The sequence below is a fragment of the Pseudomonas sp. A-1 genome (assembly GCF_004801855.1).
Taxonomy (GTDB): Bacteria; Pseudomonadota; Gammaproteobacteria; order Pseudomonadales; family Pseudomonadaceae; genus Geopseudomonas.
In genome coordinates this window covers 1-13,701 of the sequence record NZ_SSTC01000099.1, presented here as the reverse complement: position 1 = coordinate 13,701, position 13,701 = coordinate 1, and the positions used below count along the sequence as shown (strand labels likewise).

Annotated in this window: 12 protein-coding genes and 1 pseudogene; 4 read left to right on the top strand and 9 right to left on the bottom strand. The window is 70.8% G+C overall.

What is annotated here, in order from left to right; translation table 11 throughout:
• The 3 genes and pseudogenes from E5198_RS17980 to uvrD all read right to left on the bottom strand — a co-directional run.
• Window positions 1-210: pseudogene (locus tag E5198_RS17980) on the bottom strand (hypothetical protein); the annotation flags it as partial.
• 145 nt (window positions 211-355) lie between these two features.
• The gene (locus E5198_RS17975; protein WP_136491330.1) at window positions 356-1,447 is read right to left on the bottom strand and encodes a TRAP transporter substrate-binding protein; all 1,092 of its coding nucleotides are present in this window, start codon (window positions 1,445-1,447) and stop codon (window positions 356-358) included.
• A 68-nt stretch (window positions 1,448-1,515) separates the two neighbouring features.
• Window positions 1,516-3,705, bottom strand: a complete 2,190-nt coding sequence (gene uvrD / locus E5198_RS17970; protein ID WP_136491329.1) for a DNA helicase II — start codon at window positions 3,703-3,705, stop codon at window positions 1,516-1,518.
• Between the two features lie 133 nt (window positions 3,706-3,838).
• On the opposite strand from uvrD, the gene E5198_RS17965 reads away from it, so the two are divergent.
• Window positions 3,839-5,995: a bifunctional diguanylate cyclase/phosphodiesterase gene (locus tag E5198_RS17965; protein WP_136491328.1), complete on the top strand. Its 2,157-nt coding sequence runs from the start codon at window positions 3,839-3,841 to the stop codon at window positions 5,993-5,995.
• A gap of 40 nt (window positions 5,996-6,035) precedes the next feature.
• Here E5198_RS17965 and yegQ read toward each other — a convergent pair whose 3' ends face one another.
• Window positions 6,036-7,436 (bottom strand): tRNA 5-hydroxyuridine modification protein YegQ, encoded by a 1,401-nt coding sequence (gene yegQ, locus E5198_RS17960; RefSeq protein WP_136491327.1) that lies wholly within the window; start codon window positions 7,434-7,436, stop codon window positions 6,036-6,038.
• Between the two features lie 160 nt (window positions 7,437-7,596).
• Here yegQ and E5198_RS17955 point away from each other — a divergent pair, with 160 nt between their 5' ends.
• Together E5198_RS17955 and E5198_RS17950 are read left to right on the top strand one after the other, a co-directional pair.
• Complete coding sequence (locus E5198_RS17955) at window positions 7,597-8,418, top strand: endonuclease (protein WP_136491326.1); 822 nt, start codon at window positions 7,597-7,599, stop codon at window positions 8,416-8,418.
• Window positions 8,419-8,507: 89 nt separating this feature from the next.
• A complete protein-coding gene (locus E5198_RS17950) occupies window positions 8,508-9,401 on the top strand; it encodes a PA4780 family RIO1-like protein kinase (protein WP_136491325.1) in 894 nt (297 codons plus the stop codon).
• A gap of 82 nt (window positions 9,402-9,483) precedes the next feature.
• Here the strand turns inward: E5198_RS17950 and E5198_RS17945 are convergent, their stop codons facing one another.
• The gene (locus tag E5198_RS17945) at window positions 9,484-9,702 is read right to left on the bottom strand and encodes a YdcH family protein (RefSeq protein WP_136491324.1); all 219 of its coding nucleotides are present in this window, start codon (window positions 9,700-9,702) and stop codon (window positions 9,484-9,486) included.
• A gap of 242 nt (window positions 9,703-9,944) precedes the next feature.
• On the opposite strand from E5198_RS17945, the gene E5198_RS17940 reads away from it, so the two are divergent.
• Window positions 9,945-10,955 (top strand): NAD(P)-dependent alcohol dehydrogenase, encoded by a 1,011-nt coding sequence (locus tag E5198_RS17940; protein WP_136491323.1) that lies wholly within the window; start codon window positions 9,945-9,947, stop codon window positions 10,953-10,955.
• Between the two features lie 78 nt (window positions 10,956-11,033).
• On the opposite strand, the gene E5198_RS17935 is transcribed toward E5198_RS17940, so the two are convergent.
• From E5198_RS17935 to E5198_RS17920, 4 genes are all read right to left on the bottom strand, one after another.
• A complete protein-coding gene (locus E5198_RS17935) occupies window positions 11,034-11,966 on the bottom strand; it encodes a phosphatidate cytidylyltransferase (RefSeq protein ID WP_136491322.1) in 933 nt (310 codons plus the stop codon).
• 1 nt (window position 11,967) lies between these two features.
• Window positions 11,968-12,660 (bottom strand): 1-acyl-sn-glycerol-3-phosphate acyltransferase, encoded by a 693-nt coding sequence (locus tag E5198_RS17930; protein ID WP_136491321.1) that lies wholly within the window; start codon window positions 12,658-12,660, stop codon window positions 11,968-11,970.
• 31 nt (window positions 12,661-12,691) lie between these two features.
• Window positions 12,692-13,315, bottom strand: a complete 624-nt coding sequence (locus tag E5198_RS17925; RefSeq protein ID WP_136491320.1) for a CDP-alcohol phosphatidyltransferase family protein — start codon at window positions 13,313-13,315, stop codon at window positions 12,692-12,694.
• Window positions 13,316-13,410: 95 nt separating this feature from the next.
• The coding region (locus E5198_RS17920; protein ID WP_136491319.1) for a universal stress protein at window positions 13,411-13,701 on the bottom strand (291 nt) is incomplete at its 5' end.

The following is a 13,701-nucleotide window of genomic DNA, read 5'->3' as shown; positions in this document are numbered from 1 at the left end:
GCCGCTGGGCTTGGCGGCGGCACCGGCCATGGCGCCGGCTGCCGGCGCGGTGGGCGCCGGCGCCGCCTGCTGGGTCTGGCGCTGCTGGGTCTGGTGCATCGGCGCGGAGCCGGCGGACTTGCCGCCGCCGAAGCGCTTGGCGGCGAAGGCGTCGACGCTGAGCGTCAGGCTGAGGCACAGGGCCATCGCCAGGCTGAGGATTCGTTGCATGTTGAGAGTGCTCTCGGTGTGGTGATTCACGCGCGTCATCTTTGCCCAGCGCCGGGCAGGCGGCCAGTTGCAGATTGTTTCGGACTGTTGCGCGGGAAGAGGGCGGGAGCCCGCCGGCGCCGTAGCGCCGCCGGGCAGGCTGGACTCAGCGCCAGTTGTACAGTTCCTTGTCGGTGACCTTGCTCATCTCCACCGCCTGCTCGCGGTAGGCCTTCATCGAGGCCCAGATGCGGCCGTTCAGCTCGTTCTGCGCGGCCAGCTGGTCGAGCACCTGCTCGGACTCGTGACGCATGGCGGCCAGCACCTCGTCGGGGAAGCGCTTGAGCTCGGTGCCCTGCTTCTTCAGCTCGCCGAGGGCCTTGGCGTTGTTGAAGGCGTACTCCTCGAGCATGACCTGCACGGAGCCGCGCGCGGCTTCCTCGACGATGGCCTTGAGGTCGGCCGGCAGGCTGTCCCAGGCCTTCTTGTTGATCAGCAGCTCGATGACCGCCTGCGGCTCCTGCCAGCCCGGGAAGTAGTAGTACTTGGCGGCCTTGTGGATGCCGAAGGCCAGGTCGTTGTACGGGCTGACCCAGTCGGTGGCGTCGATGGCGCCGGTCTGCATGGCGGTGAACACCTCGCCGCCGGGCAGGTTGACGGTGGTCGCGCCCAGGCGGTTGTAGACCTCGGCGCCGAGGCCCGGAGTGCGGATCTTCAGGCCCTTGAGGTCTTCCAGGCTGTTGATCTCCTTGTTGAACCAGCCGCCCATCTGCATGCCGGAGTTGCCCGCGGCCAGCGGCTTGATGCCGAACGGCGCATAGGCCTCGTCCCACAGCGCCTGGCCGCCGCCATGGCTCAGCCAGGAGTGCATCTCCATGGTCGACAGGCCGAAGGGCACGGCGGTGAAGAACTGCGCGGCCGGGGTCTTGCCCTTCCAGTAGTAGGGGGTGGTGTGGGCCAGCTCGGCGGTGCCCTGGGACACGGCGTCGAACGCCTCCAGCGGCGGCACCAGTTCGCCGCCGGCGTAGACCTTGACGGTCAGGCGGCCGCCGCTCATGGCGTTGACGCGCTGGGCGAAGCCCTCGGCGCCGGTGCCCAGGCCGGGGTAGTTCTTCGGCCAGGAGGTGACCATCTTCCAGGTGAAGGTCTGCGCCGGCTGCGCGGCGCCCTGTTGCGCGGCGGGTTCGTCCTTGCAGCCGGCCAGGCCCATGGCGGCCAGCAGCGCTGCGGCAGCGCCGAACAGTTGGCGACGATTCATCGGGTGTTCTCCCTTGCTCGATGGGGCCGACGGGCGGCCTTGTTGGTGTTGTTGTATGGAATGCCGCGCTAGAGCGCTTCCAGCTTGGCGTAGGACAGCATCAGCCACTTGCTGCCCTCGCCGTCGAAGTTGACCTGCACGCGCGCCTGCGCGCCGGAGCCCTCGTAGTTGAGGATCACCCCCTCGCCGAACAGGGCGTGGCGCACACGCTGGCCGAGGGCGAAGGCGGTGTCCGGCACGCCGGCCCCGGCGAACGGGCTGGCCACGCTGCTCTTGCCGGCGAAGGGGCGGCTGACGCTGCCGGCCAGGCGCACCTCGTGGACCAGCCCCGGCGGAATCTCGCGGACGAAGCGCGACACCTTGTTGTAGGTCTCGCTGCCGTACAGACGGCGGGTCTCGGCGTAGGTCAGCACCAGGCGCTGCATGGCGCGGGTCAGGCCGACGTAGGCGAGGCGGCGCTCCTCCTCGAGGCGGCCGGGCTCCTCGAGGCTCATCTTGTGCGGGAACAGGCCTTCCTCCATGCCGGCGAGGAACACCAGCGGGAACTCCAGACCCTTGGCGCTGTGCAGGGTCATCAGCTGCACGCTGTCCTCGCCCTCGTCGGCCTGGGCGTCGCCGGCCTCCAGGGCGGCATGGTCGATGAACGCGGCGAGCGGCGACAGCTCGTCCTCGCCGCTCTCGAACGAACGCGCGGCGCTGACCAGCTCCTCGAGGTTGTCGACGCGGGTCTGGCCCTTCTCGCCCTTCTCGGCGAGATGGAAGGGGATCAGCCCGGTCTGCTCGATCACCGTCTGGGTCAGGAGGTGCAGCGGCATGTCCTCGACGCGCAGGGCGAGGGTGTCGATCAGCTCGACGAAGGCGTTCAGCGCGCCGGCGGCGCGGCCGGGCAGCAGCTTCTGGCCGACCGCCTGGTGCAGGGCGCGCCACAGCGACAGCTGCTGGCTGCGCGCCACCTCGCGGAGGATCTCCACGGTCTTCTCGCCGATGCCGCGCGGCGGCAGGTTGAGCACCCGCTCCAGCGCGGCGTCGTCGTCGCGCTGGCGGATCAGGCGCAGGTAGGCCATGGCGTTCTTGATCTCGGCGCGCTCGAAGAAGCGCTGGCCGCCGTAGATACGGTAGGGAATCTTCTCCCTGAGCAGCGCTTCCTCCAGCACCCGCGACTGGGCGTTGGAGCGGTAGAGGATGGCGATCTCGCGGCGCTGCAGGCCGTCCTTGCGCACGGCGTCCTGGATACGCTCGACGATGAAGCGCGCCTCGTCGTGTTCGTTGAAGGCGGCGTACAGGCTGATCGGGTCGCCCTCGTCGCCCTCGGTCCACAGCTGCTTGCCCAGGCGCCCCTGGTTATTGGCGATCAGTGCGTTGGCGGCCTCGAGGATGCGTGCGGTGGAGCGGTAGTTCTGCTCCAGGCAGATGGTCTCGGCGTCGCTGAAGTCGCGCTCGAACTGCTGGATGTTCTCGATGCGCGCGCCGCGCCAGCCGTAGATCGACTGGTCGTCGTCGCCGACCACCATCAGGCTGGTGCCGGCGCTGCCGCTGGGTGCGGCCAGGTGGCGCAGCCAGGCGTACTGCACGGCGTTGGTGTCCTGGAACTCGTCGACCAGGATGTGGCGGAAGCGCTGGCGGTAGTGTTCGAGCAGGCCCGGGTTGTCGCGCCACAGCTCCAGCGAGCGCAGCAGCAGCTCGGCGAAGTCGACCACCCCGGCGCGCGCACAGGCGGCCTCGTAGGCGCTGTAGATGTTGAGCATGGTGGCCAGGTACAGGTCGCCGGCCGGCTGGATGTGTCGCGGGCGGATGCCCTCGTCCTTCTGGCCGTTGATGAACCACTGCGCCTGGCGCACCGGCCAGCGCTGCTCGTCGAGGCCCAGCTCGCGGATCACCCGTTTGACCAGGCGCTGCTGGTCGTCGGAGTCGAGGATCTGGAAGTTCTCCGCCAGCCCCGCCTCCTGCCAGTGGGCGCGCAGCAGGCGGTGGGCGAGACCGTGGAAGGTGCCCACCCACATGCCGGCCGGGCTGCTGCCGAGCAGCTGCTCGATGCGCGCACGCATCTCGGCGGCGGCCTTGTTGGTGAAGGTGACCGAGAGGATCGAGTGCGGCCCGGCGCCCTCCACCTCGATCAGCCAGGCGATGCGGTGCACCAGCACGCGGGTCTTGCCGGAGCCGGCGCCGGCCAGCACCAGCTGGCGGCCGAGCGGGGCGGCGACCGCCTGGCGTTGGGCATCGTTGAGGGAACTGAGCAGAAAGGATAGGTCTTCGCGCATCGCGGCATTCTAGCGGTCGGGGCGAAGACGCGGCAAACTCTGGCCTGGCCGGAAGTGCCGGCCCACCGACGCAGGGAGAGCTGGCGCACATGTCCGGGACGATACGACAAGAACAACAGCACAAGTTGCGCCCATGACCTTTCTCTTCTCCCACGATGTCCAGCCGCCGGCCATCGACCCCCAGGCGGTACGCCAGCAGTACGCCGTGGCGATCGATGCCGCGCTGACCCGCCAGCTGTATCGCGGTTCGCGCCTGCCCAGCCTGCTGATGCTGCTCGGCGGCCTCAGTTGCGTCGTCCTGCTCTGGGACCAGCAGCGCACCGGCATGCTCGCCGCCCTGCTCGGCTGGCTGGGCCTGCTGGTCGGCCTGCGCCTGTGGCAGACCCGCACCTTCCAGCGCGCCCCCGCCGCACGCCAGGCCGACCCGATGTGGCGGCTGACCCTGCTGCTCGGCGCCGCCGCCTCGGGGCTGACCCTGGCGCTGGCCGGCATCCTGCTGATGCCGCTGGCCGAGCCGCTGCAGCAGGCGCTGGTCTACGGCCTGCTGGCCACCGCGACCATCTCCGCCAGCGTGGCCTACGCCGCCAGCCTGCGCGCCTTCCTCGCCTTCGCCCTGCCGGCGCTGCTGCCTTCCAGCCTGTCGCTGCTCGGCAGCGACGACCTGCAGCTGCGCGGCTGGGGAGTGTTCGGCCTGCTCCTGCTGCCGGCCCTGCTGGTCAGCGCCTGGCAGATCAACCGCGCCTGGCAGCGCAACCTGCTGCACCGCTTCCAGAACCAGTCGCTGCTGGAGTTCCAGGAGCAGGCGCGCAAGGCCAGCATGCGCATGAACCAGGAACTGGCCAGCGAGGTGCGCCAGCGCCAGCAGGTCGAGGCCGAGCTGCGCACCGCGCAGCGGGCGCTGGAGGAGCGGGTCAGCGAGCGCACCCGCGCGCTCAGCGAGAGCGAGCAGGCGCGCCGCGCCGAGGAGGCGCAGCGGCGCTTCCTCGCCAGCCACGATCCGCTGACCGGGCTGGCCAACCGCAGCCTGCTGCTGGAGAACCTCGACGCCGCCGTGGCGCGGGTGCGCGCCGCGGGCGGCGAACTGGCCCTGCTGCACCTCGACCTCGACCGCTTCAAGCTGCTCAACGAGAGCCTCGGCCACCAGGCCGCCGACAGCATCCTCTGCGAGATGGCCCAGCGCCTGCGCGCCAGCCTGCCGCAGGCCGACACCATCGCGCGCATCGCGGTGGACGAGTTCGCCGTGCTGCTCGGTAGCGGCGGCCCGGCTGGCGAGCTCGAGCCGCTCGGCCGGCGCCTGCTCGCCGTGCTGCGCCAGGGCATCGAGGTCGACGGCCAGGAGATGGTGGTCGGCGCCTCGCTGGGCATCGGCCTGCTGTCCGTCGCCGGCGACCCGGCCAGCCTGTTCAGCCAGGCGAGCATGGCCATGCGCCACGCCAAGCAGCTGGGCGGCAACAACCTGCAGTTCTACCGCAACAGCCTGCGTACCGGCAGCCGCGAGCGGCTGCTGCTCGAGGCGCAGCTGGACAAGGCGCTGGAGCGCAGCCAGCTGGAGGTGTTCTACCAGCCGCGCCTGACCCTGCGCAGCGAGCGCCTGCACGGCGCCGAGGCGCTGGTGCGCTGGCGCCACCCGGAGTTCGGCCTGCTGTCGCCGGGGGGCTTCATCGGCCTGGCCGAGGAGACCGGGCAGATCACCGCCATCGGCGACTTCGTCCTGCGCCAGGCCTGCCGCCAGGCGCAGGAGTGGCGGCAGAGCGGGCTGGCCGAGCTGCGCGTGTCGGTGAACGTCGCCATGGCCCAGCTGCGCCAGCCGGGCTTCGTCGCGCGGGTCGCGGCGATCCTCGCGGAAACCGGCCTGCCGGCGCACCTGCTGGAGCTGGAGCTGACCGAGAGCCAGCTGGCCGACAACGTCGAGACCCTGGCCGGGCAGTTCCGCGAGCTGCGCGCCCTCGGCGTGCGCCTGGCGATCGACGACTTCGGCACCGGCTACTCCTCGCTCGGCTACCTCAAGCACCTGCCGGTGGACGTGGTGAAGATCGACCGCACCTTCATCCGCGAGCTGGACGCCGGCGAGGGCGGCGACGCGGCGATCACCCGGGCGATCATCGCCATGGCCCACAGCCTCGGCCTGCAGGTGGTGGCCGAGGGGGTGGAGCGGCCGGCGCAGCTGGAGTTCCTGCGCGAGCACGCCTGCGACGAGATCCAGGGCTACCTGATCAGCCACCCGGTGGAGGCGCTGACGCTGGCCGGGCTGCTGGACGCGCAGAAACCCAGGGTCAGCGCCCTCGCCTGAAGCGCGCGGCTGAGCCGGCGCCGCCCCGGGGTGCGCCGGCTCAGCCGCGGGTGCTGCCGCCGTCCAGGTGACGCATCAGCAGCGCGTACTGCAGGTCGACCTCCTCCGGCACCGGCAGGTAGACCACATGGCCGTCGCCCGGCGCCACCGTGGCGCTCTCGCCCTTCTTGTCGAGCATATGCTCGAGGCGGAAGTTGAGGTTGCCCTGCGGGCTCATCAGCTCGAGCAGGTCGCCGACCTGGAAGCGGTTCTTCACCGTCACCTCGGCCAGGCCGTCCTTGCGCACCCCGGTGAACTCGCCGACGAACTGCTGGCGCTCGGACAGCGAGTAGCCGTGCTGGTAGTTCTGGTATTCGTCGTGCACGTGGCGGCGCAGGAAGCCCTCGGTGTAGCCGCGGTGGGCCAGCGATTCCAGGGTGTCCATCAGCGACATGTCGAACGGCCGCCCGGCCACCGCGTCGTCGATCGCCTTGCGGTACACCTGGGCGGTGCGCGCCACGTAGTAGTGGCTCTTGGTGCGGCCCTCGATCTTCAGCGAGTGCACGCCCATCTGGGTCAGGCGCTCGACGTGCTGCACGGCGCGCAGGTCCTTGGAGTTCATGATGTAGGTGCCGTGCTCGTCCTCGAACGCTTCCATGTACTCGCCGGGACGGTTGCTTTCTTCCAGCAGCATCACCTGGTCGGTGGGCGCGCCGGCGCCGAGGGTCGGCTCGACCGCCGACGCAGCGGCGCCCGACGCAGCGGCGCGCGGATCGATCTGCATCACCGGGATCGGCTCGTGGACGTGGACGACGTTGCCCAGCTCGTCCTCCTTGCCCTCGTGCACCTTGTACTCCCAGCGGCAGGCGTTGGTGCAGGTACCCTGGTTGGGGTCGCGGTGGTTGAGGTAGCCGGACAGCAGGCAGCGCCCGGAGTAGGCCATGCACAGCGCGCCGTGGACGAACACCTCCAGCTCGATGGCCGGCACCTGCTCGCGGATCTCGGCGATCTCCTCCAGCGACAGCTCGCGCGAGAGGATGATGCGGCTGACGCCGATGCGCCGCCAGAACTCCACCGAGGCCCAGTTCACCGCGTTGGCCTGCACCGACAGGTGGATCGCCTGCGCGGGGAAGTGGTCGCGCACCAGCATGATCAGCCCCGGGTCGGACATGATCAGCGCGTCCGGGCCCATCGCCACCACCGGCTCGAGGTCCCGGATGAAGGTCTTCAGCTTGGCGTTGTGCGGGGCGATGTTGACCACCACGTAGAACTTCTTGCCCAGCGCGTGGGCCTCGTCGATGCCCAGCTTGAGGTTGGCGTGGTCGAACTCGTTGTTGCGCACCCGCAGGCTGTAGCGCGGCTGCCCGGCGTACACCGCGTCGGCGCCGTAGGCGAAGGCGTAGCGCATGCTTTTCAGCGTGCCGGCGGGGGAGAGCAGTTCGGGACGGAAGGCGGTGGTCATGGCGCGGCAGACTCGCAGGGCGTCGGAAAAACGCAGCATTTTACTGTGGATTGCCGGCGAATGCGCGCCCGCCCGCCAGCGGCGCGACGGGCGCGGCCTTGCCCCGGAGCGCGGCGCTGCCTAGAGTCGCGCCCCTCGACAGCGTGGAGTGAGACCCAAGATGCGCAAACCGGCCAGACGGAAACCGGCCCGCAAGAAACCCGCCAACCGCCTGCTGCAACTGGGGATCGCCCTGCTGGCGGCGCTGGCCGCGGCCTTCCTGATCCCGCCGCAGGCCCCGGACAGCTTCCAGGCAGCCAAGCGGATCGCCCGCGACATCCACGGCGAGCGGGGGCAGACCTTCTACTGCGGCTGCGCCTACCAGGGCAACCGCGTCGACCTGGCCAGCTGCGGCTACCGCCCGCGCAGGAACGCCCAGCGCGCCGCGCGCATCGAGTGGGAGCACGTGGTGCCGGCCTGGGTGATCGGCCACCAGCGCCAGTGCTGGCAGCAGGGCGGGCGCGACCGCTGCAGCGAAAGGGACCCGGTGTTCGCCCGCGCCGAGGCCGACCTGCACAACCTGGTGCCGGCCATCGGCGAGGTCAACGGCGACCGCAGCAACTTCCCGTTCACCGACCGGCTGTCCGCCAGTCCCGGGCAATACGGCCGGTGCGGGATGGTGATCGACTTCCGCAGCCGCCAGGCCATGCCCCCCGAGGCGACTCGCGGCGCCATCGCGCGCACCTACCTGTACATGCACGAGCGCTACCAGCTGCGCCTGTCCAAGCAGGACCGCCAGCGCTACGAGGCCTGGCACCGCCTGCACCCGGCCAGCGAGGCCGAGCGCAGGCGCAACCAGGCGATCGCCTGCAAGATGGGCTGGGGCAATCCGTACGTCGGCGAAGTGGCGCTGTGGCGCTGCGGCTTCGGCCGTCTCGGCGAGGTGGCCGGCAGCGCGCTCGGCATCGCCGGCTCGCTGGCCGAGGCGGCTCTCCGGCGCTGAGCACGGCGCGGGCCGGATGCCCGCGCGCGCCGTTTGCCGTATAAGGGAGACTGGAATTCCCCACGCCACAACGAGCACCGCACAAACCGATGAAAACCCCGAAACGCCTTGAGCCGCTGGTCGAGGACGGCCTGATCGACGAGGTCATCCGTCCGCTGATGAGCGGCAAGGAAGCGGCCGTGTACGTGGTGCGCTGCGGCAACCAGCTGCGCTGCGCCAAGGTCTACAAGGAAGCCAACAAGCGCGGCTTCCGCCAGGCCGCCGAATACCAGGAAGGCCGCAAGGTGCGCAACAGCCGCGACGCGCGCGCCATGGCCAAGGGCAGCAAGTACGGCCGCCGCGAGCAGGAGGAGTCCTGGCAGAACGCCGAGGTGGCCGCGCTGTACCGCCTGGACGGCGCCGGCGTGCGCGTGCCCAAGCCCCACGACTTCCTCGACGGCGTGCTGCTGATGGAGATGGTCGCCGGCGCCGACGGCGATGCCGCGCCGCGCCTCAACGACGTCGAGCTGACCGCCGAGCAGGCCCGCAAATACCACGCCTTCATGATCCGCCAGGTGGTGCTGATGCTCTGCGCCGGCCTGGTGCACGGCGACCTCTCCGAGTTCAACGTGCTGCTCGGCCCGGACGGCCCGGTGGTGATCGACCTGCCGCAGGCAGTGGACGCCGCCGGCAACAACCATGCACTGCGCATGCTCGAACGCGACGTCGCCAACATGAACGCCTACTTCGGCCAGTTCGCCCCCGAACTGCGCGAGTGCAAGCATGCCAAGGAGATGTGGGCGCTGTACGAAGCCGGCAAGCTGACGCCGAGCAGCGTGCTGACCGGCGAGTTCGACGAGCCGGAGGAAGCCGCCGACCTCGACGCGGTGCTGCGCGAGATCGAGGCCACCCTGGCCGACGAGGCGCGGCGCAAGGCCGCGCTGGAAGCGGCCGACGCGCCGGCAGTACGCGAGGAACCGACGCCGCCGTGGCTGCGCGGCTGAACGGCGGGACTGCCGCCGCCGGCACGGGGCGCAGAAAAGACACGGCCCGCCGGATGGCGGGCCGTGACGGCAAGGCCGGGCGTCAGGCCGCGGCGGCGTCCTTGAGGATCACGTAGAGCTGATCCTTGAGGTTGAGCTTCTCCTTCTTCAGGGTCTCGATCTCGGCATCGGTGGCCAGCTCGATGCGCGCCTCGAGGTTCTTGATGCGCTGGTCCAGCTCGTTGTGCTCATCGAACAGACGGGTGAAGTGCGCGTCTTCGGTCTTCAGGCGGGTGATCAGGTCGCGATATTCGGGAAACATGCAAACTCCTGGTTCGTGGCTACAGCGAAGGGTCGGGGCGGCCATGACGGCCGCAGCATCGGGAAACCGTGACTTGCTCTTGGCTTCATGGTGGCACCGCCGCGGCCGCGCGTATTGACCGGGATCATGCGCTATCGCGGCGCCGACCGTGCGCCGGCTCGTCGTGCGACTGGACAGCGCGCCCCGGCTCCGGTCAGATCAGCCGGTCAGTTCCGCAACCATGTCATCGAAGGAGATTCCCCATGCAAGGCAAGGCCATCTACGTCCAGCCGGGCGGCGGCTACGACAGGGTCAGCGTCGGCAGCAGCGCCGCGGCAGCCCCGGGTCCGGGCGAGATCAGCGTGCGCCTGCACGCCAGCTCGCTCAACTACCACGACTTCGCCGTGGTCAGCGGCATGTGGGGGCCGAGCGAGCCACGCATCCCGATGGCCGATGGCGCCGGCGAGGTGATCGCGGTGGGTGCCGGGGTCGACGAGTTCGCCGTCGGCGACTCGGTGGTCAGCACCTTCTTCCCCGACTGGCTGGACGGCGCGCCGCTGGTCGAGGGCTTCGCCACGGTGCCCGGCGACGGCGTCGACGGCTACGCCCGCGAAGTGGTGACCGCTCGCGCCAGCGCCTTCACCCGCGCGCCGCGCGGCTGGAGCCACGCCGAGGCGGCCACCCTGACCACCGCCGGCCTCACCGCCTGGCGCGCACTGATGGCCGACGGCGCGCTGAAGGCCGGCGACACTGTGCTGGTGCAGGGCACCGGCGGCGTGTCGATTTTCGCCCTGCAGTTCGCCAAGCTGGCCGGCGCCACGGTGATCGCCACCTCGTCCAGCGACGCCAAGCTCGAGCGCCTCGCGGCCATGGGCGCCGACCACCTGATCAACTACCGCACGAATCCGGCCTGGGGCGAGACCGCCCGCGCGCTCACCGGCGGGCGCGGCGTCGACCACGTCATCGAGGTCGGCGGCCCCGCCACCCTGGCGCAGTCGATGGCCGCCGCGCGGGTCGGCGGGCACATCTCGGTGATCGGCATCCTCAGCGGGGTGGCCGGCGAACTGCCGCTGGTGCCGGCGCTGCTCAAGCAGCTGCGCCTGCAGGGCGTGCTGGTCGGCAGCCGCGCCCAGCAGCAGGCGATGGTCCGCGCCATCGACGCCAACGGCCTGCGCCCGGTGATCGACCGCCGCTTCGCCCTCGAGGAAATCGTCGAGGCGTTCCGCTACCAGGAAAGCAACCGGCACTTCGGCAAGATCTGCCTGGAGTTCTGAGGCAGTCGCGACGGACGCGCAACGTAGGGTGCGCCCTGCGCACCCTACCGGGCGCGTTCCGCAACCGCGGAGCGCCGTTCAGGTCCAGCCGTAGCGCAGCACATGGAAGAAGATCGGCGCGGCGAAGCACACCGAGTCCAGGCGGTCGAGCATGCCGCCGTGGCCTTCGATCATGTGGCCCCAGTCCTTCACGCCGCGGTCGCGCTTGATCGCCGACATCACCAGGCCGCCGAAGAAGCCGAGCAGGGTGACCACCATGGCGACCGCCAGCGCCTCCCAGAAGCCGAACGGGGTGATCCAGAACAGCGAGGCGCCGACCAGGGTGGCCAGCGCCACGCCGCCGGCGAAGCCTTCCACGGTCTTCGACGGCGACAGCTGCGGGGCGATCCGGCGCCGGCCGAACAGCTTGCCGCAGACGTACTGCAGCACGTCGCTGATCTGCACCACCAGCACCAGCCAGGCGATCAGCAGCAGGTTGCGCCCCGCGTAGCCGGGGATGTCGAGGGTCAGCAGCGCCGGCACGTGGGAGATGCAGAACACCGCGATCATCATCCCCCACTGCACCTTGGCGGTGCGTTCGAGGAAGGCGGTGGTATCGCCGCCCAGCGAGGCGAGGATCGGCAGCAGGAGGAACACGTAGACCGGGATGAAGATCGCGAACAGCCCGTACCAGTCGTGGGCGATCAGCAGGTACTGGGCGGGCAGCACCAGATAGAAGGCCGCCGCCAGCGCCGGGTAGTCGCTGGCGCGGGTCGGCGTCAGGGTGATGAACTCGCGCAGGGCGCAGAAGGAGATGATGGCGAACAGGCCGATCACCGCGCCCTGGCCGAGCCAGAAGGCGCCGCCGAGCACCGCGACCATCACCCACCAGGCGTTGATCCGCGCGTTGAGGTTGTCGATCACCGGGCTGGCGGCGCCGCGGCTGCGCCACTTGAGGACGAAGCCGATCAGGGAGGCCAGCGCCAGCAGGGCGCCGATGCCGGCGAACAGGGTCAGGGTGTCGCGGTCCATGTCAGTCGGCCTCCGCAGCCAGTTCGAGCAGGGCGTCGCGGGCGCGGGCGAGGAAGGCTTCCTTGCTCTCGTCGGCGCCGATGCTCAGCGGCGCGCCGAAGCTCACCGTGCACAGCAGCGGCAGCGGCAGCACGCGCCCCTTGGGCATCACCCGGTTGAGGTTGGCGATCCACACCGGCACCAGCTCGACCTGCGGACAGGCCCGGCCGAGGCGGTACAGGCCGCTCCTGAACGGCAGCAGCTCGTCGGTCAGGTTGCGGGTGCCCTCGGGAAACAGGATCAGCGAGTCGCCGGCGTGCAGGGCGGCGAGCAGCGGCTCGAGCGGGTTGGCGGCGGAGCTGCGCTCGCGGTCGACCAGCACGCCGTGGAACACCCGGTGGATCAGGAAGCGGCGCACGGCGTCGCGCTGCCAGTAGTCGGCGCCGGCCACCGGACGGGTGCGCGCGCGCAGGGCCGGCGGCAACGACGACCACAGCAGCACGAAGTCGGCATGGCTGCTGTGGTTGGCGAAATAGATGCGCTGGCGCGCCTCGGGCAGGCAGCCGCGCCACAGGCTGCGCGCGCCGGTGAGCAGGCGGGCGAAGCCGATGATCAGACGGGCCAGCAGACGCTGCGCCGGGCCGCTGGGCGGGCGCGGCGGCGGCGGGGCTGGCGGCAGGTCTTCGCCGCTGGGCGGGATCGGGGTGTCGTTCATCGGCGTGCTCCTTGCTGCGACGGGTCGGCGCTCAGGCCGGCGGTGACTGGCGTGCGGCCTCGACGACGCCCTGGCGCACGCGGTTGACCAGGGTCAGGAGCAGCAGGGCGGCGATCAGCAGCAGCAGGGGGTCGAGCCAGGCCGGCGGCAGCAGGCCGGTGGCCACCCCGGCGCCGAGCACGCCGAAGGCGAAGGCGCGGTCGCTCTTGCCCATCGGCCCGTCGTAGCGGCGGCTGGCGCCGGCCAGCGGGCCCATCGCCCCGGCGTATTCGGCGAGCAGCGCCAGCAGGGTCACCAGCACCACCCACAGCGGGCTGACGCCGGGCAGCAGGGCGAACGGCAGGAACAGCGCGCTGTCGGCGATCACGTCGCACAGCTCGTTGAGGTAGGCGCCGAGGTGCGACTGCTGGCCGAACTCGCGGGCGAGCATGCCGTCGATGGCGTTGAGCGCCATGCGCAGCAGCATCCACAGCGGGATCAGGGCGAACAGCCAGACCTGGCTGGCGCAGGCGGCGAGCAGCGCGCCGAGCGCCACGGAGATCGCCGCGGCGGCGAGGGTCACCTGGTTGGCGGTGACGCCACGCGCGTGCAGGCGCTGCACCGCGGGGCGCAGCAGCGCCTGGAAGCGCGGCTTGAGCTGGTAGATCGAGGGCATGGCGGGGTCCGTTGCCGGAGGCGTCCTTGGGATGGAGCCACGATAGCCGGCCTGCCGGGGCGGCGTCCACGAACTGCGTCAGCCCGCGGGTCGACTCAGATCACCAGTACGTCGCTGCGCGCCTGGGTGAGGATGTGGCGGGTCACGCTGCCGAGCAGCAGCTCCTCGAGAACGCCCTGGCCACGCTTGCCGATGACGATCAGCTCGCTGCCGTGCAGCCGCTGCTGATCGAGGATGTGCACGCTGGCGTCGCCGTGCAGCACCAGGGGCTGCACCGCGTCGGCCGGCAGGCCGCTGGCGGCGACCAGCTCGGCCATGCGCGCCTCGGCCTCGCGCCGGGCGCTGGCCGTCAACGCGGCCAGCTCCGCCTCGCCGACCCCGGCGTG